This window comes from Enterococcus sp. OL5, from assembly GCF_006491895.1.
GTDB lineage: Bacteria > Bacillota > Bacilli > Lactobacillales > Enterococcaceae > Enterococcus_D > Enterococcus_D innesii.
Genome location: NZ_VHIL01000002.1, coordinates 117171 through 138021, shown reverse-complemented (window position 1 = coordinate 138021; position 20851 = coordinate 117171). Strand labels below are relative to the sequence as shown.

Here is a 20851-nt window from a genome sequence, read left to right as displayed (position 1 = left end):
TGATTGAGCAGGCGAATGCCGACTCAATCACAGCTTGAGTTTACGAATGGATCAGCTGAAGGAGGTGTTCACCAAACGCTTGTGTCGTTAAACAGACTGCTTCGGGCATCAACTGTGCGAAGTCGGCAGTGACGTGCTGACTTTGCAAGGCTTGTTCAATGGCTTGCGTCAGTATCGCAGCAGCTTCCGGCCAGTTCAAATGTTCTAATAGCATGCACGCCGATAGCAACAGGGAACAAGGATTGGCTTTGCCAAGTCCTGCGATATCCGGTGCCGTTCCGTGGGTAGCTTCAAAGATGGCTGCTCCGGTATCGTAGTTGATATTGGCGCCGGGGGCGATCCCGATGCCGCCGACTTGTGCAGCCAGTGCATCAGAGATGTAGTCGCCGTTTAAATTACAAGTGGCAATGACGTCGAATTTTTCTGGATACAAAAGGATCTGCTGTAAAAAGTTGTCGGCGATCACGTCGTTAACAACGATTTTCCCAGCCGCTTTTGCCGAGGCAAGGGCGGCTTCGGCTGCCTTTGAGCCGTTTTCTGCTTTGATTTTGTTGTATTGATTCATTGTAAAACACTGGGCGGCATACGTGGTCTCTGCAAGCTGATAGCCCCAGTTTTTAAAGCCGCCTTCTGTAAATTTCATGATATTACCTTTATGCACCAGTGTCACCGTGGGACGCTTTTGAGCGATCGCATACTCAATGGCAGCAGCGATCAAGCGCTGACTGCCTTCTAAAGAGATCGGCTTGATGCCAATAGCGGCAGTTTTAGGAAAACGAATCGCCTTGACGGCAAAGTCTGCTTGCAGTGTCTGGATCAAACTCTGTGTTGCGTCGTCGTCTTTGGCAAATTCGATGCCAGCATAAACATCTTCAGTATTTTCTCGAAAGATCACCATATCGGTTTTTTCTGGCTGTTTTAAAGGCGAAGGGACTCCTGTAAAATAGCGAACAGGTCTGACACAGGCATAAAGATCTAGCGTTTGCCGCAAGGTGACATTCAAGGAGCGAAAGCCTTCGCCAATTGGGGTAGTCAACGGTCCTTTTAAGGCGTATTGCTGGGCTTTGATCGTATCGATGGTTGCTTGCGGCAGCCATTCCCCCGTCTGTTCAAAGGCGGCTTCTCCAGCTAAAACTTCTAGCCATTCGATGTGGCGCTGATTTTCATAGGCTTTATTCACAGCTGCATCAATCACAGGTTGCGCAGCCTGCCAAATCTCGGCACCAATGCCGTCTCCTGCAATGTAAGGAATGGTGATCGTCGTTGCTTGATGGGTTGTTTGGTTAGGCATGGGCAGCTCCTCCTAATTCCGCTTTTTTTCGAATGACCATTGGCAAAATACCTTGATGCTTCCAATAGCGAATATCTGCAGGGGCATCAAAGCGCAGGCGGGTCATAAAGGAAACAGTCTTTCCGTCGGTCCGTTGAGCGGTGACTTCGATCAGCTGCTTGACTACTGGCTCTTCTGGCAAAGCGATCGAGAATGCTTCGCTGCCGTCCAAATCAAACGAGGCGGCACTTTCACCAGCCAGATATTCAAGAGGAATGATCCCCATCATGACCAAATTGCTGCGATGGATCCGTTCGAAGCTTTCTGCTAAAACGACTTTAACGCCTAACAATTGTGTTCCTTTGGCGGCCCAGTCGCGAGAAGAACCCATGCCATAATCTTTACCAGCTAAAATGATACAGCTTTGGCCGGCTTTTTGGTAATTCATAGCGGCGTCAAATATCGACAAGGTTTCCCCAGTTGGAAAATAATGCGTGACACTGCCAGTACTGCCAGGAACCAGCTGGTTTTGCAGACGGATGTTGCCGAAAGTTCCCCGCATCATAATCTGATGATTGCCGCGCCGCGAGCCAAAGGAGTTGAATTCACGATACGGAACCTCTTTTTCTTGTAAAAATTTTCCAGCTGCAGAATCCATACTGATGCTGCCAGCAGGAGAAATATGGTCAGTGGTGACGGAATCACCCAATTTTGCCAAGACTTTCAGATCGGCTAAGACATCTGGTTTAGGCAATTCTTTGGTCAATGTTTCAAAGTAGGGCGGATGAGCAATGTAAGTAGATTGTTCCTCCCATTCATAACATGCGCTCGTGGTGGTTTCGATCGCATTCCAGCGTTCATTGGCATCAAAAAGATGCTCATAGGCAGCGCGAAATGCTTCTGGTCCGACGTATTCTTGAACGTAAGCATTGACTTCTTCATTGCTAGGCCAAATATCAGACAAATATACCGGCTCGTCATTGACGATAGCTAATGGTTCTTTTGTCAGATCTTTGCGAATGCTGCCAGCAATCGCATAGGCAACTACTAACGGCGGTGAAGCCAAATAATTGGCTTTGATCTGTGGATGGATTCTTCCTTCAAAATTCCGATTGCCTGACAGAACCGATGCTACCAATAGATTTTCTGCCTCAATTGCTTCAGCGACCGGCGCTTCTAAAGGACCGGAATTTCCGATACAGGTAGTACAACCGTAGCCCACTAAATAAAAGCCGAGTTGCTCTAAATACGGCAATAAACCACTGTTTTGCAAATAGGTGGTCACGATCTGGGAGCCAGGTGCAAGGGAGGTTTTGACCGTACGCGGAACAGTCAGACCTTTTTCAACGGCCTTTTTGGCCAATAAGCCTGCAGAGAGCATGACGAAAGGATTGCTAGTATTCGTACAGCTAGTGATTGCCGCCAAAACGATATCGCCGGTCGCTAATTTGTCAGGTGCAGCATCTGGCCAAGCAACGGTGGCTTCTTTTTGCCATTCATCCTCCGAAAGACCAAAGCCCTTAGGACCAACGGCTGCCGTGACAGATTGCTCAAAATCATGATGGACCGCCGGAAGCAAAATCCGATCTTGCGGGCGTTTGGGGCCCGCTAATGCCGGCTGAACTTCTGCTAGATCAATGGTGATCGTCTTAGTATAGGTCGGCACGGTCGTTTCATCATAAAAGAAATGGTTGGCTTTGGCGTAAGCGGCAACGAGTTCGATCAGCTTGGTGGAGCGACCGGTCGTTGCTAAGTAGTTCAAGGTCTCTTGATCGATCGGACAAAAGCCGCAAGTCGCACCATATTCGGGAGCCATGTTTGCTAGCGTTGCTCGATCAGCTAAACTTAAATGACGATAGCCAGGACCGAAGTATTCGACAAATTTTCCAACCACTTTTTCGATCCGCAGCACTTCAGTTACTTTTAGTGCTAAATCGGTGGCGGTGGTACCTGCAGGCATCTCGTTGATAAATTTCACCCCGATGACTTCAGGCGTAGGGAAGAAAGAAGGTTCGCCAAGAATCGCAGCTTCCGCTTCAATACCGCCAACCCCCCAACCGAGAACCCCCAAGCCGTTGATCATCGTGGTGTGAGAATCGGTTCCTTGCAATGTATCAGGAAACAGCAGTGGTTGATCTTCGTGTGTTTTTTGCAAGATCACATCAGACAACGATTCGATGTTGACTTGATGAATGATCCCTGTTTCAGGCGGTACGACTTCGAAATTGTCGAAAGAACCTTGCGCCCATTTCAAGAATTGATAGCGTTCTGCATTGCGTTCAAATTCCCGCTCCGTATTAAAAGCGATCGCCCCAGGAGTACCGGCTTGATCGACTTGCACAGAGTGGTCGACGACGAGTGTGACGGGGATCTCAGGATTGATGTCTTCTGCGGCACCGCCTAAAGCGACCATCGCATCCCGCATGGCAGCCAAATCAACGACTGCCGGTACCCCAGTAAAGTCTTGCAAGACGACCCGCTCTGGTTTGAATGGCACGACGCCAGTAGGGCTTTCTGCCTGCCAATTCGCTAAAAATGGTAAATAATCCTCTGTAATTTCCTCGTCTTGATGACGAGCAACACTTTCCAATAAAACTCGAATGGAGTAGGGCAAGCGAGATAAATCAGCTCCTAAAGATTGGGTGATTTTCGCTAAGTCAATATACGTGTATTGCGTGTCATTGACGGTTAATTGAGTTTGCCACTTCATAAGAATCCTCCTTTTACGAAGATAATCGTACTTATTAGGAATAATTATACGTTGATAATTTAAAAAATCAATTAAATTTATGAAAAATATTTCATTTTCTCGACATCATGCTATAATGTGTGAAAGTTTGTTAAAAAGCAGCGATTTTATCGGATGGTTATTTTAACGATGTTTGTATACGGTTAAATAACATTTAAGTAGCTAGTTCGGAGAAAGATTGGAGGTAACATCACCGTGGAAAGATTAGAAAAGAAAGAGAAAATGGCATATCTGGCATCGCAATGTGAGAAATACAATTTGATCGATGTGAATCTTTATTCAGAATATGACGTTAAGCGTGGACTAAGAGATTTGAATGGAACTGGTGTATTAGCTGGGTTAACGACAATCTCGACTATTTATCCAGAAAAAATCATTGCCGGAAAACCGATCGAGGCGTGTGGCGAACTGCGTTATCGCGGAATTGACATCAATGAGTTAGTTGCAGGGTTCGTCAATGAAAAACGCTTTGGCTTTGAAGAGGTTGCATATTTATTACTTTTTGGCGAACTGCCAAATAAAACAGATCTTGCGGCGTTTCATTGCCTATTAGCAGAAAAACGTACTTTGCCGACCAATTTTGTTCGTGACGTCATTATGAAAGCCCCTTCTTCTGATATCATGAACAGTTTGTCTCGCAGTATCTTGACACTGGCAAGTTATGATCCACAAGCAGATGACATCAGCATTGAAAATGTATTGGAACAAAGTCTGATGCTGATCAGTGTCTTTCCGCTCTTGGCAATCTACGGCTATCATGCCTACAATCATTACAATCAAGGGGAGAGTATGTATATCCACCGCCCAACCGAAGAGTTGAGTACAGCTGAAACGATTTTGACTATGCTGCGCCCAACGAAAGAATATAGCTTCCAAGAAGCCCAAACATTGGATATGGCACTTGTTTTGCATATGGAACATGGCGGCGGGAATAATTCAACCTTTACGACACGAGTCGTTACCTCCAGTGGGACGGATACCTATTCAACGATTGCTGCAGCGCTAGGTTCTTTGAAAGGACCTAAACACGGTGGCGCCAATATCAAAGTGACGGAAATGATGGGGGATTTGAAGCGCAACGTTGCTGACCTTACCGATGAACAGGCAATCCGCAGCTATTTGGAAGCAGTCTTAGATAAAGAGGCGTTTGACCGTAAAGGCTTGATTTATGGCATGGGCCACGCGGTATATAGCGACAACGACCCCCGTGCGGCGATTTTTAAGAATTATGTGGCAAAACTGGCGCAAGAAAAAGGATCAGAAGCTTGGCAAGAATATCAATTGTATACGATGGTGGAACGTATTGCTCCTCAAGTCATCAATGAAAAGCGCAAAATCTACAAAGGAGTCAGTGCCAATATCGACTTTTTCAGCGGGTTTGTTTATAACATGTTGGATCTACCAGAAGAACTGTATACACCAATGTTTGCTATTGCACGGATCGTCGGTTGGTCCGCCCATCGGATCGAAGAGCTGGTCAACGCACAAAAAATCATGCGCCCCGCCTATAAAGAAGTGTCAAATGATCGGGAGTATATTGATATTGAATCAAGGTAGAGCAAAACAGCAGGGAGGACGCTCGCTGCTGTTTTTCATAGGAAAAGCACATTTTACATAAATAAAGCAGGTTTTTGGCGTATTTTTTATAGAAGAAAAGAGAATAAAATGCTAGATTTGGTGAAGAGAATTGTTATAAACGTCACTATATCAGTGTTTTCCTTTTTTTCACACAGAGATGCAAAAAATGATTATAAAATTAGGTGCTTTTTAGGTATGATAGAAGGTGTGACAAAGGAGGATGACTTATTTAATGAAAATGAAAAAATGGATGGCAATCTCTGTCATTTCCAGTCAATTGTTGACCCTATTGCCGGTTTCTGCTGCGGCTTCTGCTGTGAGTCGTGAATCAAATGTTGATCAAACGAGTGCATTGATGTCTGTGTCAAGTGAAGACGGAGGAGCAACTACAGAAGCATCGACCGGAGAGTCTGACGTGCCAAGAACGCCAGCTGAAAATGATGAAGCTGTTCCGGCACAACCAGCACCGGCGCCGGAACCAGAGCCCAGCCCGGAGCCAACACCAGAACCGGAGCCGAGTCCGGAACCAACACCGGAACCAGAGCCAAGTCCAGAACCGTCAGAACCAACTGAGCCTGCTCCGGAACCGACACCAGAACCCGAGCCTACGCCAATTCCGGAACCAGCACCGGAGGAACAAGATCCAGAGGGAGAACCAAGTCAACCGACAAAACCAGAAACGAACCCGAGCCAGCCAACGCCTGAGATCAAGGAAGTGCCCAATGTACCTGAATTGACAATCACAACACCTCAGACTGGTGGCACGTCAAAATTTGAAGTCACCCCAGTCAAAGAAACATGGGACTTTATTATGGAGATTGGTGAGGATGCCCGTAAAGTCGGCTTAGAAGAAGATCTTTACGCATCTGTGATGATTGCCCAAGCAATCTTAGAATCCGGTAGTGGGCAAAGTCAGTTGAGTCAGGAGCCGTTCTATAATCTTTTTGGGATCAAAGGACTATATGAAGGAAATGGGGTTTCTTTCCCAACACAAGAAGACGATGGAAACGGCAATTTGTACACCATCCGTTCGACCTTCCGTCAGTATGACAGCATCGAATCTTCTTTAAAAGATTATGCGAAATTGTTGAAAGAAGGATTGGCTCACAATCCGAATTTTTATAAAGGCGCTTGGAAGTCAGAAACCGAAACCTATGAAGATGCCACGGAATATTTGACGGGACGGTATGCATCAGATACGCAATACAATGAAAAATTGAACGCTTTGATCGAAGCTTATGCGTTGACGAGTTATGACAAAGAGAAAGCAGAGTTGCCAACGGGTAATGAAAAAATGATTTATCCGGTTAGTGATCCGGTCATCTCATCAATGTTTGGTCCACGGGGTAGCGGATTCCATCGTGGGGTCGACTTTGCAGCACCTCAAGGAACCCCGATCATGGCTAGTCTTTCAGGAACGGTGATTCGCTCAGAATATCATGCTTCCTGGGGGAATTATGTAGCGATCGAACATCAAAATGGCTTGACGACACTGTATGCTCACAATCACCGCAATTTAGTAGAGGTTGGGCAGACGGTGGAACAAGGCGAAGTGATTGCTTCCATGGGAAGTACGGGGAACAGTACAGGTCCTCACTTGCATTTTGAAGTTAGTCTTTCACCTAGTTTAGCCCGGCATCAACTGATTGATCCATTAGATGCCTTGTCAAAATAACAAAGAAAAAAGGAGAGCGGTGTAGCTGCTTTCTTTTTTTTGTCAAGAAAAACGAATCATTTCAAGAAAATTATGCTTTGAGATTTTTTTAGCGCATTCATTTTATTTCGCATGATAAATTTATTCCGAAAACAAGTGTTTTTCTTTGTAAAAAAAACAAAAAGAATTTATGCTAGAAAGGTAGGGAAAAAAATTCCCAAGAGGAATGTCCACTTTAGACAAGGTCGTATGTGCGACTTTGCGATGTCTCTAGTATCCTTTCTTATTTAACCAAGGAGTGTGAAAAATGACTGACGATCAGCAAACAACGAATGTGTCTAATGAAGCAGCGCAAGCAAGTCCACTGTCCTTTGAAGAGAAAGTCATTGAAACAATTGTTGGTGTCGCTTTGCAGTCAATTGATGGCTTGATTAGTGTAAATGGCAGATTTCTTTCAGATATGACCGAAAACCTTGAAGAACAGCCGCAAGTCGCTTCTGGTATTGATGTGGAAGTTGGCAAAGAAGAGGTTGCAGTTGATTTGGAAGTAATCGTGGCTTACGGCAAAGATATCCCCAAATTCTTTGCACAAGTCCAAGAAGTGGTCTTAGAAGAAATTAGCCGCTTGACTTCTTTGAAAGTCAAAGAGATCAATATTCGAATCGCCGATATCGTCAAACAGGAAACGATCGATCAAATCGAAGGTTGAGCACCAGACAAAAAATCGAAGTACATCAAAGAGAAAGGAAGAATGAACAAATGATATCACTATATACAACACCCAGCTGTACGTCATGTCGTAAAGCCCGTGCATGGTTGACCGAAAATGAACTACCATTAAAGAGAGAAACATTTTTAGCGATCCATTAAATAGTGATGAACTAATGGAGATTCTTTCTTTAACGAAAAATGGAACGGAAGACATTATATCTACTCGTTCGAAAGTGTACCAAAAGTTAGACATTGATTTAGAAGAGTTGAAGCTAGAAGAGCTACTTTCATTGATCGAAAAATACCCGAACTTATTGAAACGACCAATTATCTTAGATGAGAACAAGCTCCAAGTGGGGTACAATGAAGAAGATATTCGTAAATTCGTGCCACGAAACTTACGAAAGATCATTTTCAAACGACGCCAAACAGAGCTGCTCATGTTTAATTATCGCCAAAAGCAAGAAGAAGGCGAATCTGTTGCGAACTTTATCTAATAAAATAATAGGAACAAAACCGGCAAATGAATACAGCGATGTATCATTGTCGGTTTTTTTAGTATTTTTTCAAGGGTCTTCTTAAGAGGATCCGTAAATCCGTTGATTCCACAAAAAAACACGATTCCAAAAAGGAATCGTGTCGGTTGAAATCTTAAAGTTTTTGGTTGTAGAATTCAACGACTAGTGCTTCGTCAACTTCTGCAGACAATTCATCACGCTCAGGTAAACGAGTTAATGAACCTTCTAATTTTTCGCTATCAAAGCTTACAAATGACGCGCGGCCAGCTGTTGCTTCAACTGCTTCTTTGATTGTTGAGATGTTTTGTGATTTTTCACGAACGCTGATGACTTGTCCAACTTCAACGTGGTATGAAGGGATATCAACGCGTTTGCCATCAACTAAAACGTGACCGTGGTTTACTAATTGACGTGCTTGACGACGAGTAGTTGCTAAACCTAGACGGTAAACAACGTTATCTAAGCGTTGTTCTAACAAGATCATGAAGTTAACACCGTGTTTACCTTCTTTGATTTTGCTTGCTTTGATAAACAATGTACGGAATTGACGTTCGTTCATGCCATACATATGACGCAATTTTTGTTTCTCAGTTAATTGCATGCCGTATTCTGATTTTTTGCCACGGCTGTTTGGTCCGTGTTGACCTGGAGCGTAAGGGCGACGTGCCAATTCTTTTCCAGTTTCTGATAAAGAAATTCCTAAACGACGAGAAATTTTCCATGATGGTCCTGTATAACGAGACATAATTTAGTTCCTCCAATAAAATAGTTTGGAGTAAAATAATCCGTTGAAAAACTCACATTCGTGCAGTTCGTTCTTCAATCTTCACCTTTGCAGCCGCGGTTACGCAATTGCACCCGAGGGGCAACGAACTGGTGACGAGCTGTTATTTTCCTGCTGCATTATTTTACACAAGGAATAGTATACGACAAACTAGGGGCAAAAGTCAAGATGGAGCTGACTTTGGATTTGATGAAAACAAATCTTGAAATTTTTCATTAATTACTTATATTTTCAAATATCTCTTTACAAAACAGCTTTTCGTCATTAGAATATGAAAGTATTGTGCAAATGATAACGAAGTGAAATTATTCATAAAAGGAGTAGAAAAAATGAATCCAGTATCCCCATTATTTGAGAAGATCGATTCTTCCATAGAAAAGAAAATCGATCTGATCAAGAGTAGTTATTTGCGTTACGCTGTACGTGCGATGATGGCTTGTTTATTCTTGACCCTCGGAACAGCTATTGCTTTTGCGATCGCTATGAAAGGTGAATCGATGGTTCACGGGTTAGGAAAAATTTTGTATGCATTTATGTTTAGCTGGTCTTTAGTCATGATTCTTTATATGAACGCAGAATTAGGAACATCGAATATGTTATATATGACTGTTGGGGTTTACCGGAAACGTCTAAGTATTCCTTTGGCATTGAAAATTTTGTTTACGTGCGTCTTATTCAACTTGATCGGCGGCGTGATCTTTGGCTCGATCGTTGCGCTGACAGGTCCGTTCCAAGGACTGACAGCAGATAACTTTATGCTGACCTCGATCACTGCGAAATTAGAAAAATCCACTATCCAAATTTTAGTAGAAGCGATGTTTGCCAATATCGTAGTAAACACAGCCGTGTTAGTAAGTATGCGGATGAAAGATGACGCCGGAAAAATAGCGGCCATCATTTTCATCATCTTTATCTTTGCTTTCTTAGGCTTTGAACACGTTATTGCTAACTTCCCAGCATTTACTTTAGCTTTCTGGGCTTCAGGCGGACACTTGGCAGGTATGACTGTCGGCAGTGTGATCCATAATTTAGTCTTTGCCTTTATCGGCAACTATATCGGCGGTGGCTTGGTCATGGGGCTGGGTTACGCATGGTTGAACAACTCAAAATCGACCTATGTCGACTAATCAGAACCTATAAAAAGAAGCAGCGATGCTTCTTTTTTCTTTTCTCTGAAATTTCTCTTGAAAGAAGCTATCATCCCTTAACGGAGCGTTGAAATCAGCGGTCATTTATGTTAAGAATAAGTATGTACGGTTTTTCTTGCTGTTTTTTGTAAAAATGACAGCAACCAAGACCAAAATCTTAGTTACTTCTTAATAGAAAGCGAGCCTTAACCTTTTATGAATCGGAAATTCTTTGCCTTTGATATTGATGGAACCTTGCTTGACTCGAACAAACAGCCACTAGACAGTACGCTAAAAGCCCTTGATCTTCTGCGAGATGCCGGCCATTTCGTGACCGTTGCCACTGGGCGCAGTCGTTTCCACGCCCAAGATATTATTCGTTCGTTGTCCTTTGATAATTACATTTTATGTAATGGGGCAGCTGCTTTTCTTTCGCATCAGCAGGTATATAAAAACTTACTCGATGAAACGCAATTGGCTGCTTTCGTGGCAGAAGCCCAAGAGCTTGGGATTGACACGGCATTTGTCGGGATGGATACAGCGAAACGAGCGTCTTCGTTGGATATTGCTAAAATGGAAGCAGCGATGCATTCCTTTGGTGCCCAACTTCCTGAGTTGGACATGGATTTTCCCGAAGAAAAAGAAGTCTATCAAGCATTGGCTTTTTACGGAAAAGAGTATGAGCATTTCTTTGACGAGAAATACAGCAAACTGCGTTTTGTGCGTTGGCATGAAAACAGTGTGGATGTCGTTCCAAAAGAAGGCTCCAAAGCAGCAACGATCCTGTGTGTCGCGGAACAATTAGGGATAGCGCAAGAAGATGTGATCTGTTTTGGTGATGGCCAAAACGATCGTGAGATGCTGACCGCCGCAGGTGTCGGTGTGGCCATGGGCAATGCGGTCCCTGAGATCCAACAAGTCGCAGATATGGTGACCGCTAGCAATGATGAAGATGGCATCTGGTTAGCCTTAAAAGAATTACAACTGATTTAAAAGGAATCCTTTAGACATAGCACAGCCGGTTTGCGGCATCTGTGCTATGTTTTTTTGTTTTTTCTCGGTCGCAAAGAAAATAAATTGGTACAATAGAAAAAAAGGGGGAATGCAGCAAATGAAAATCGCATTGATTGCTCATGATCGAAAAAAGGATGTAATGGTAAAATTAGTGACTGCCTATCGAGAAATTTTAGCGCAGCACGAACTTTTTGCAACAGGAACTACGGGAAAGAGAATTGAAGAAGCAACCCAGTTGCCTGTCCACCGCTACAAATCAGGACCGCTGGGAGGAGATCAGCAAATTGGCGCCATGATTTCGCAAGATGACTTGGACATGGTGATTTTTTTGCGCGATCCTTTAGCCGCACAACCCCATGAACCAGATGTAACGGCATTGATTCGCTTGTCGGATGTATACGAGATTCCTTTAGCCACCAATATGGGAACGGCAGAAATCTTGCTGCGCGGGTTAGCAGCTGGCTTTGCTGATTTTCGACAAGTGATCCACGAAACGGACAATCGTCCCCTGTCGTTATAGGGAGAACAAAATAATTGAAGAGGAAGGACGTGCAGAATTGAAAGCAATCTTAAAGGATTTTTTGACCTATGCAAAAATGAATACTCGCTCGGACGCGACGAGTCAGAGCATCCCAACGACGCCGGGACAAGTTGAGTTGGCTCTTTTATTGAAAGATCAGTTGATCGAGATGGGGGTAGCGGATGTTGCTTACTACGAAAAGAATAGTTTTGTGATCGGACGTCTACCTGGTAATCCTGAAAAAACGGCGATTGGCTTTATTGCCCATGTAGATACGGCAGATTTCGAAGCTGAAAATATTCAGCCACAGATCCATGAAAATTACGATGGCAAGGATGTTTGTTTAAATAAAGAAAAAGCCATTTATATGACAACTGCTGAATTTCCGAACCTCAAAGACTATATCGGCGAAACGTTGATCACAACGGATGGAACGACCCTGCTGGGGGCAGATGATAAAGCTGGTATCGCAGAGATCATTGACGCGCTGCGCATCTTACAAACGATGGATGCGCATAAACGTGGCGATGTCTGGGTTGCTTTTGGTCCTGATGAAGAGATCGGGACTGGTGCTGATCGCTTTGATGCGGCGGATTTTCCAGTGGCATTTGCTTACACGATGGACAGTGGTCGTGTGGGGCATATGGAATATGAAACCTTTAATGCTGCTCGTATTGATATAACAATCGATGGTACGAGTGTGCATCCTGGGACTGCCTATGGTCGTTTGGTCAACGCTTTGAAAATCGCGCATCAAATCGACGATGCATTACCAGCAGAGGAAGTTCCTGAACGCACTCGTGGGTATGAAGGTTTTTACCTACTGCACAATTTGACGGGACATATTGGTCGAGCAGAAGTTTCTTATATCATTCGTGATCATGACCATGCGCTTTTTGAACAGCGAAAAGCCAACATCGTGGGGATCATTGACGAATTGAACACAGCTTATGGGCAAGAACGTATCACCTATACGCTGTATGACCAATATTACAATATGGGGGATTTGATCAAGAAAGATCCCCGCAGTATCGAAGCTGCCCGAGCAGGGATGCAAGCGATTGGTGTGACGCCAATCGAAGCGCCGTTTCGTGGCGGGACCGATGGCTCGAAAATCACCTATAAAGGCATTCCAACACCGAACTTATTTGTCGGTGGTGAAAACTTCCATGGACAATATGAATTTATTACTGTGGAAGCGATGGAAAAAGCCCGTGATTTGATCGTGGCGATCGTGGAACATGTAGGACAAGAGGACACCACTGTTTCCTAAGAGAATCGAGCGACACGCTAGACCCATGCGAAAGAGTCTAGCGTGTTTTTTTGTTTTGCTGCAGGGAAGAACCGCAAGTGAAAGAACCTTTTTTTTTCTGGACCAAAACCCTTATAATAGAAAAGAAGCTAAAAGAGAAGAGGAAAAATGTGTGCGGGTATTATTCATTGGAGATGTAGTTGGTTCATTAGGAAGAGAAACGATCACGGAGTACCTTCCAAAATTAAAGAAGGTGTATCGACCACAGGTGACGATCGCGAACGGTGAGAACGCAGCGGCGGGTCGTGGGATCACTGGTAAAATCTATAAGAAATTTTTGCAAGATGGTGTCGATGTCGTGACATTAGGCAATCATACATGGGACAACCGTGACATTTTTGAATTTATTGGCGATGCGAAGAAAATGATTCGTCCAGCCAATTTTCCAGAAGGAACACCGGGCGTCGGCATGGTATTTGTGAAAGTCAACACCATTGAATTGGCGGTGATCAACATGCAAGCTCGCTCGTTCATGGTCGACCTTGATGATCCGTTTCGCAAAATGGATGAACTGGTTGCGATTGCCCGCAAACGTACACCGTTTATCTTTGTGGATTTTCATGGGGAAACCACCAGCGAAAAACAAGCGATGGGCTGGTATTTGGATGGCCGTGTTTCGGCAGTCGTTGGCACGCATACCCATGTCCAGACCAATGATGCGCGGATTTTGCCCCAAGGAACGGCTTATTTGTCAGATGTCGGTATGACCGGTCCTTATGATGGGATATTGGGAATGAAACGCGAACCAGTCATTGAGAAATTTTTGACGGCATTGCCGCAACGATTTGAAGTGATTGAAAAAGGCCGCAGTATTTTGTCGGCTTGCTTGCTTGAGATTGATGAAGCCACTGGTAAAGCAAAATCGATCCGTCCGATCCAAATCAGTGAAGATCGCCCGTTTACAGAATAGGAGAAGCATGGAAGAGCAATTAGCCAAGGAACCACACGTTGCCCAAGAGCTGGCTGCTTTGCAAAGGCTCTTGTCTGATCATCCGATCGTTCAAGAATTTCAAGAAATCCAAGCACGAGCCTTGCAAAACCAAGGGCTATTGGAGCTGGAAGAAGCGCTGAAGCAAGCGCAAAAAGAGATCGTTCAATTTGAGCATTATGAGAAGCCTGAAGCAAAAAAAGCTGCCGAGCAGCGTTATGCGTCATTGACAAACGAATACGAGCAGCATCCTTTAGTGGTTGCTTATCGTCAAGCGTTACTGCAAGCAGATGAATTGCTGCAATATGTCACGACGGAGATCCAAAAGAAAATGAATAAAGCCATCGAGGAGGATGAAACCAATGCCTCAAAAAACTAAAAATACCCCGATGATGGAACAGTATTTAAGCATCAAGGCTCAGTACCAAGATGCTTTTTTATTCTATCGTTTAGGGGATTTCTATGAATTATTTAATGAGGATGCTGTCAAGGCAGCACAAATTTTAGAATTGACGTTAACCAGCCGCAACAAAAATGCGGAGGAACCGATCCCTATGTGTGGGGTGCCTTACCACGCCGCCAGCAATTACATCGACACCTTGATCGAGCAAGGCTACAAAGTAGCGATTTGTGAGCAAGTGGAAGATCCAAAAACCACCAAAGGAATGGTCAAACGCGAAGTCGTTCAACTGATCACGCCGGGAACGGTGATGGACAGTAAAGGCCTATCCGCCAAAGAAAACAACTTTTTGACAGCTGTTTTGCAACAAGGGGAGCGTTTTGGCTTTGCCTATGTCGATCTAAGTACCGGTGAATTAAAAGCAGCGCAATTGGAAGATGAAGAAGCTGTCGTCAATGAGGCAGCCGCTCTCCAAACGAAAGAAGTCGTTTTGTGCAGCGAGATCCCTGAGTCATTGCAAACAACACTGACCAATCGCTTGAATGTCGTGTTTTCTAAGCAAGAAACGTTGGAAGAAAATGCCGAATTTCAATTTTTAACAGAACCTCTCTCCCAAGGGTTAGAAAAAGTAGTCACAGGGAAGTTGCTAAGTTATTTGGCGATCACCCAAAAACGCAGTTTAGCGCATATTCAACAAGCCGTGGAATATCAGCCCGATCATGCATTGAAAATGGATCATTATTCCAAATTCAACTTAGAATTGACGCAGTCGATTCGAACTGGCAAAAAACAAGGGACTCTTTTGTGGTTGCTGGACGAGACAAAAACCGCAATGGGTGGCCGTTTGTTAAAGCAATGGTTGGACCGTCCCTTGATCCAGCCAAAGAAAATCACTGCCCGCCAAGAAATGGTCCAATCGTTACTAGACAGTTTCTTTGAGCGAGCAGATCTGCAAGAAGCGCTGACGAAAGTCTATGACATGGAACGCTTAGTCGGACGGGTTGCCTTCGGAAATGTCAATGGCCGCGATTTGCTGCAGTTGAAATCTTCTTTGGAGCAAGTGCCTTTGATCGCGCAATTGTTGCAAGGCATCAACCGTGGCGAGTGGAATGACTTGCTGCTGGAATTAACGCCCCTAGATGATTTGGTTGCACTGATCGATGCGGCGATCGATGAAGATGCCCCGTTGCAGATCACAGAAGGCAACATCATCAAAGATGGGTTCCATCAACAATTAGATGAATACCGTACAGCGATGCGTAACGGCAAGCAATGGCTGGCGGAATTAGAAGCCAACGAACGCCAAGCGACGGGGGTCAAAAACTTGAAAGTTGGGTTCAACCGCGTCTTTGGCTATTACATTGAGATCACGAAAGCCAATCTAGTGAATTTAGATACCTCTCGCTACGAGCGCAAGCAAACGTTAGCCAATGCGGAACGGTTTATTTCACCCGAGTTGAAAAAACTGGAGACTTTGATTTTAGAAGCCGAAGAGAAATCGGTGGATTTGGAATACCGCCTGTTTCTTGACGTTCGTGAAGAAGTGAAAAAGAGTATCACCCGTCTACAAAAGTTAGCCAAAGCCGTCAGTGCGGTCGATGTCTTACAAAGTTTCGCCACGGTTTCGGAACGTTACCAATACGTGCGGCCGACAGTAGCGAAAAAACGAGCGGTATCGATCATCGACGGCCGTCATCCTGTAGTGGAAAAAGTCCTTGGTCACCAAGAGTACATTCCGAATAGTATCGTGATGGATGAAGAAACAGAGATCCTGTTGATCACAGGACCAAATATGTCTGGGAAGAGTACGTACATGCGGCAGTTTGCCTTGCTAGTCATTATGGCGCAGATCGGCTGCTTCGTACCGGCACAATCTGCAGAGATGCCGATTTTCGATCGGATCTTTACTCGCATCGGTGCCAGCGATGATCTGATCGCCGGTCAAAGTACGTTTATGGTGGAGATGATGGAAGCCAACCAAGCGCTGCGTCATGCAACGCCTAACAGCTTGATTTTGTTTGATGAGTTAGGGCGTGGGACTGCGACCTATGATGGGATGGCATTGGCACAAGCCATCATTGAATATATCCACAAAGAAGTTCATGCCAAAACACTTTTCTCTACCCATTATCATGAGCTGACGGTTTTAGATGAGGAATTGGCACACTTGCGCAATGTCCATGTTGGTGCCGTTGAAAAAGAAGGCGAAGTCGTCTTCTTGCATAAGATGATGGAAGGGCCCGCAGATAAAAGCTATGGGATCCATGTAGCCAAAATCGCTGGACTGCCAAGTGCACTCTTACAGCGCGCAGCCACGATCTTAAAAGCGCTGGAAGAACATGAACCGACGGTACAGCCAAAACCAGTCGTCGAAGAAAGTCAGCAGTTGTCGTTGTTTAGCGAAGTATCTACGGAAGAAATCGGCGTTATCGATCAGTTGAAGAAATTGAATCTGTTGGAAATGACCCCGATGGATGCTCTGAATACATTGTACGAGCTGCAAAAACGAATTTAGAAAGAAGGTCAGCAGATGGGAAAGATCCAAGAGTTATCCGAACGTCTGGCGAACCAAATCGCGGCAGGAGAAGTCGTTGAGCGACCAGCTTCTGTCGTCAAAGAATTAGTTGAAAACGCCGTGGATGCCGGCAGTACCCAAATCGATATTTTTATTGAAGAAGCAGGCTTGCGTAAAATCCAGGTCATCGATAATGGCGAAGGAATTGCAGAAGAGGATGTCTTGACTGCCTTTAAACGCCACGCCACCAGTAAAATCCACAATCGAGATGACTTGTTTCGAATACGTACCCTCGGGTTTCGCGGGGAAGCTTTGCCTAGTATCGCTTCGGTTTCGATCCTCTCGATTGAAACGGCAGTCAAAGGCGCCCAACAAGGCTCCTTTGTGCGCTTAAAAGGCGGCGCTGTTGAAGAGCATTTGCCTGCCAACTTGCGGCAAGGAACCAAGATCACTGTGGAAAACCTCTTTTACAATACACCGGCACGCTTGAAATATGTCAAGACGCTGCAAACGGAACTAGCAAATATCGGCGATATCGTCAATCGGATCGCCCTAAGCCATCCAGAAGTGGCTTTTCGTCTCGTTCATGAAGGCAATAAGATGTTGAGCACCACTGGAAGTGGGCAGTTAAAACAAACCATCGCCGGGATCTACGGGGTGGAAACCGCCAAAAAAATGATCGCGATCGATACTGAGGACCTCGACTTTAAAGTCACTGGCTTTGTGTCACTGCCAGAAGTCACCCGAGCTAGCCGCAACTATTTATCCACGATCATCAATGGTCGTTATATTCGCAACTTTGCTTTGAATAAAGCGATCGTTGCTGGTTACGGGTCAAAATTGATGGTCGGTCGTTTTCCATTAGCTGTCCTTGAAATCAAAATGGACCCCTTATTAGTCGATGTCAACGTTCATCCGACTAAGCAAGAAGTTCGCTTGTCAAAAGAAGAAGAACTGACCAAACTAATCAGTAAAGCCATCAATGAGGCGCTGCGGGAAATCAATTTGATTCCTAACGCGGCTGACAATCTGCGTTTTAAGAAAAAAGTTGCCGATCAGCCAAAAGCCCAACAGCTTGGCTTGGAACTGGAGTCAGCAGGAAATTCGACTTCTGGGTTGTCTTATAATCGCGAAACCGGGAAATTTGAGGTGCAGGGCAGTACTTATCAACAGACTGTGGATAACTCTGTGGAAAAGCCTGTGGAGGAAGGTGGAAAACTTCCAGAAATGCCACAGGAATCTAGCGAAAACTTGTTGGAAGAAACTGAGGAAACCTTTCGCAGTTTGGAAGAGACGTTGCCAAATAAGCCTGTCCGAAAACCATTTGTGGAAGAACAGACGGAAACAAAAGCGCCGCTGCCAGAAGCGCCTGCCTTTCTTCCAGATGAGACGCCAGAGCTTACGGCGCAAGATCTGCAAAGTCAAGCGACTCTTCACCCGGAAATGCATGGGGATGACCGCAACTACCTGAAAACGGTCGAACGGTTGCTGGAAGAAGAACCAGCGAAGGAGCGTTTTCCCCAACTGGATTATTTTGGGCAGATGCATGGGACCTATTTGTTTGCCCAAAGCGAGGCGGGGCTATATATCGTCGACCAGCATGCGGCACAAGAACGAATCAAATATGAGTATTACCGCGAAAAAATCGGCGAAGTGACCAATGATCTGCAAGAATTGTTAGTGCCGATCGTTTTGGATTATCCCAACAGCGATGCACTGCAATTGCAGGAACAAAGTGACAAGCTGGCAGAAGTCGGGATCCATCTGGAATCTTTTGGGACCAATAGTTTCATCGTCCGGGCGCACCCGACGTGGTATCCTAGCGGTGAAGAAGAAGCCATCATCCGCGAAATGATCGATATGTTATTGACCACAGGAAGTGTCAGTGTCAAAAAGTTTCGTGAAGCAACAGCGATCATGATGAGCTGCAAACGATCCATCAAAGCCAATCACTATTTGAATGAAGCACAAGCGCGAATCTTGTTGCAAGACTTAGCGAAATGCGAGAATCCCTTCAACTGTCCCCATGGACGCCCGGTGCTGATCCATTTCACCAACAGCGACATGGAGCGGATGTTCAAACGAATTCAAGATCCTCATCGAGCAAGGAGTGGCATGGAATGATTATTTTGGCTTCACAGTCGCCGCGGCGCAAAGAATTATTAGCGGAGTTAGTCCCGGAATTTGCGGTCATACCAGCGGATATCGACGAGTCAGTCCGACCGAACGAAGCGGCGATCCCTTATGTCCAACGGATGGCAGCAGAAAAAGCGGCGGCTATTACGCAAGCATATCCTGAAGATCTGGTGATCGCGAGCGATACGACGGTCGTGGTGGATGAAGAAATCTTAGGAAAGCCAGTAGACCGTAAAGATGCTCGGTCGATGTTGCGAAAAATGAGCGGACGGACCCATTGGGTGCATACCGCCGTCGTTTTACAAAAAGGCAAACAGCAACGCCAAGCAGTGGTTTCGACGGAAGTTGTGTTTCGTCCTTTGACGGATCAAGAGATCGACAAGTATCTTGTCTTAGATGAGTACCAAGACAAAGCGGGCGCCTATGGGATCCAAGGGGCGGCCAAAGTATTTGTCTCATCGATAACCGGCGATTTTTATACGATCGTAGGGTTTCCTGTCGCTACGGTCTATCAGTTGTTGCAAGAGTTTACGGAGGAGGAATAAGGATGGATGTTTCTGGTAGTTGTCTTTGCGGCAAAGTCACGATCAACTTGACGGGAGTTGCGAAAGAAATCACGGTTTGTCATTGTAGTCTCTGCCAGAAATTTCACGGCGGACCAATGTTCGCTCTTGCGCCATGCGCTGAGGACCAGATGGCTCTTCAAGGAGCGAAGTGGCTGCGACGTTACGATTCTTCTGAGTGGGCACAGCGAGGATTTTGCAGTCAATGCGGCTCGAGTCTGTTCTTTTACCTCAAAGAAACACACACCTATTTTTTTGCGGCTGGGTTATTTGGCAACTTGCCAGAAGCTGTCTTAACCGAAGAAATCTATACAAAAGACCAACCGCAGTTTTACCATTTTGCGGAACCAACGACTCGTTGGGAAAAGCTGCAAAACCCTTAAATAATTTGAGCAAGTCATTTTACATTCGCTAAGAAAAAAGGCATGATAGAGCATACAGGATGAGTCTAGAGGAAAAGCAGGTGAAAAAATGACAGATAAAAAAGAATTAAAAGAAAAATTGTCGCCGATCGAATATGCGGTGACCCAAGAAAATGCAACCGAACGCCCCTTTACTGGCGAGTATGATGATTTTTATGAAAAAGGGATCTATGTTGATATCGTCAACGGAGAACCATTGTTTGCTTCTACTGATAAATATGACGCTGGTTGTGGCTGGCCGTCCTTTTCGAAGCCGATCAGTCGCCAAGATATTCAAGAAAAAGCCGATTTTTCTCACGGCATGCATCGAGTAGAAGTCCGCAGCAAAGAAGCTGACTCTCATTTAGGACATGTTTTTTCAGACGGTCCTCAGGACAAAGGCGGTTTGCGCTATTGTATCAACTCGGCAGCATTGAAGTTCATCCCTTTGGCAGAAATGGATGAAAAAGGCTATGGCGAATTCAAATCACTCGTTGAGTAAGTATTAGGAACTGTGTGCGAAAAAAAGACGCAGCAGCATGTCTCGTTTGAAAAAATGCGACTGAAACAACGGTTTTTCCTCCGTTTGTTTCCTGCTAAGCCTTTTCCTTCGTTCACAGTCCTTTTTTTGCCCTCTCGTCTGTGCTACAATAAAGGGAACGTATGTACAG

At 45.0% G+C, this 20851-nt stretch carries 17 protein-coding genes and 1 pseudogene; 15 read left to right on the top strand and 3 right to left on the bottom strand.

The window, feature by feature from the left end:
* Window positions 1-40: 40 nt before the first annotated feature.
* Window positions 41-1291, bottom strand: coding sequence for an NADP-dependent isocitrate dehydrogenase (gene icd / locus FJU10_RS03085; RefSeq protein WP_140965139.1), 1251 nt, complete (start codon window positions 1289-1291; stop codon window positions 41-43).
* On the bottom strand, window positions 1284-3980 hold the full coding sequence (acnA, locus tag FJU10_RS03080) for an aconitate hydratase AcnA (protein WP_140965138.1): 2697 nt from the start codon (window positions 3978-3980) through the stop codon (window positions 1284-1286). Before acnA ends, icd begins: the two co-directional genes overlap by 8 nt.
* 234 nt (window positions 3981-4214) lie before the next feature.
* Between acnA and FJU10_RS03075 the strand changes: the two genes are divergently transcribed.
* The 4 genes and pseudogenes from FJU10_RS03075 (at window position 4215) to spx (ending at window position 8459) form a co-directional block, all read left to right on the top strand.
* Window positions 4215-5576, top strand: a complete 1362-nt coding sequence (locus tag FJU10_RS03075) for a citrate/2-methylcitrate synthase (protein ID WP_140965137.1) — start codon at window positions 4215-4217, stop codon at window positions 5574-5576.
* A 253-nt stretch (window positions 5577-5829) separates the two neighbouring features.
* On the top strand, window positions 5830-7272 hold the full coding sequence (locus FJU10_RS03070; protein ID WP_140965136.1) for a peptidoglycan DD-metalloendopeptidase family protein: 1443 nt from the start codon (window positions 5830-5832) through the stop codon (window positions 7270-7272).
* A gap of 286 nt (window positions 7273-7558) precedes the next feature.
* Window positions 7559-7960: an Asp23/Gls24 family envelope stress response protein gene (locus tag FJU10_RS03065; protein WP_140965135.1), complete on the top strand. Its 402-nt coding sequence runs from the start codon at window positions 7559-7561 to the stop codon at window positions 7958-7960.
* A gap of 50 nt (window positions 7961-8010) precedes the next feature.
* Window positions 8011-8459, top strand: a pseudogene (gene spx / locus FJU10_RS03060) (transcriptional regulator Spx).
* A gap of 154 nt (window positions 8460-8613) precedes the next feature.
* Here the strand turns inward: spx and rpsD are convergent.
* Window positions 8614-9225 carry a 30S ribosomal protein S4 gene (rpsD, locus tag FJU10_RS03055; RefSeq protein ID WP_005227158.1) on the bottom strand — a complete coding sequence of 204 codons (612 nt, stop codon included), beginning with the start codon at window positions 9223-9225 and terminating at the stop codon, window positions 8614-8616.
* Between the two features lie 368 nt (window positions 9226-9593).
* Between rpsD and FJU10_RS03050 the strand changes: the two genes are divergently transcribed.
* From FJU10_RS03050 to msrB, 11 genes are all read left to right on the top strand, one after another.
* The gene (locus FJU10_RS03050) at window positions 9594-10391 is read left to right on the top strand and encodes a formate/nitrite transporter family protein (RefSeq protein ID WP_077453877.1); all 798 of its coding nucleotides are present in this window, start codon (window positions 9594-9596) and stop codon (window positions 10389-10391) included.
* Between the two features lie 216 nt (window positions 10392-10607).
* Window positions 10608-11384 (top strand): Cof-type HAD-IIB family hydrolase, encoded by a 777-nt coding sequence (locus tag FJU10_RS03045; protein ID WP_005227160.1) that lies wholly within the window; start codon window positions 10608-10610, stop codon window positions 11382-11384.
* Window positions 11385-11502: 118 nt separating this feature from the next.
* Window positions 11503-11925: a methylglyoxal synthase gene (locus tag FJU10_RS03040; RefSeq protein WP_008376307.1), complete on the top strand. Its 423-nt coding sequence runs from the start codon at window positions 11503-11505 to the stop codon at window positions 11923-11925.
* 37 nt (window positions 11926-11962) lie between these two features.
* A complete protein-coding gene (gene pepT, locus FJU10_RS03035) occupies window positions 11963-13198 on the top strand; it encodes a peptidase T (RefSeq protein WP_140965134.1) in 1236 nt (411 codons plus the stop codon).
* A gap of 151 nt (window positions 13199-13349) precedes the next feature.
* Window positions 13350-14147 carry a TIGR00282 family metallophosphoesterase gene (locus FJU10_RS03030; protein WP_005227163.1) on the top strand — a complete coding sequence of 266 codons (798 nt, stop codon included), beginning with the start codon at window positions 13350-13352 and terminating at the stop codon, window positions 14145-14147.
* A 7-nt stretch (window positions 14148-14154) separates the two neighbouring features.
* Window positions 14155-14544 (top strand): YlbF family regulator, encoded by a 390-nt coding sequence (locus FJU10_RS03025; RefSeq protein WP_010748643.1) that lies wholly within the window; start codon window positions 14155-14157, stop codon window positions 14542-14544.
* The gene (gene mutS, locus FJU10_RS03020) at window positions 14528-17080 is read left to right on the top strand and encodes a DNA mismatch repair protein MutS (RefSeq protein ID WP_077453874.1); all 2553 of its coding nucleotides are present in this window, start codon (window positions 14528-14530) and stop codon (window positions 17078-17080) included. Before FJU10_RS03025 ends, mutS begins: the two co-directional genes overlap by 17 nt.
* A 15-nt stretch (window positions 17081-17095) precedes the next feature.
* The gene (gene mutL / locus FJU10_RS03015; protein ID WP_096742127.1) at window positions 17096-19204 is read left to right on the top strand and encodes a DNA mismatch repair endonuclease MutL; all 2109 of its coding nucleotides are present in this window, start codon (window positions 17096-17098) and stop codon (window positions 19202-19204) included.
* Window positions 19201-19761 (top strand): Maf family protein, encoded by a 561-nt coding sequence (locus tag FJU10_RS03010; RefSeq protein WP_077453872.1) that lies wholly within the window; start codon window positions 19201-19203, stop codon window positions 19759-19761. The genes mutL and FJU10_RS03010 overlap by 4 nt, the downstream gene beginning before the upstream one ends.
* Before the next feature lie 2 nt (window positions 19762-19763).
* Window positions 19764-20162, top strand: a complete 399-nt coding sequence (locus FJU10_RS03005; RefSeq protein WP_086293818.1) for a GFA family protein — start codon at window positions 19764-19766, stop codon at window positions 20160-20162.
* Window positions 20163-20250: 88 nt separating this feature from the next.
* Entirely contained in the window at window positions 20251-20682 is a 432-nt protein-coding gene (msrB, locus tag FJU10_RS03000) for a peptide-methionine (R)-S-oxide reductase MsrB (RefSeq protein ID WP_008376288.1), read from the top strand.
* The last annotated feature ends 169 nt before the right edge of the window (window positions 20683-20851 follow it).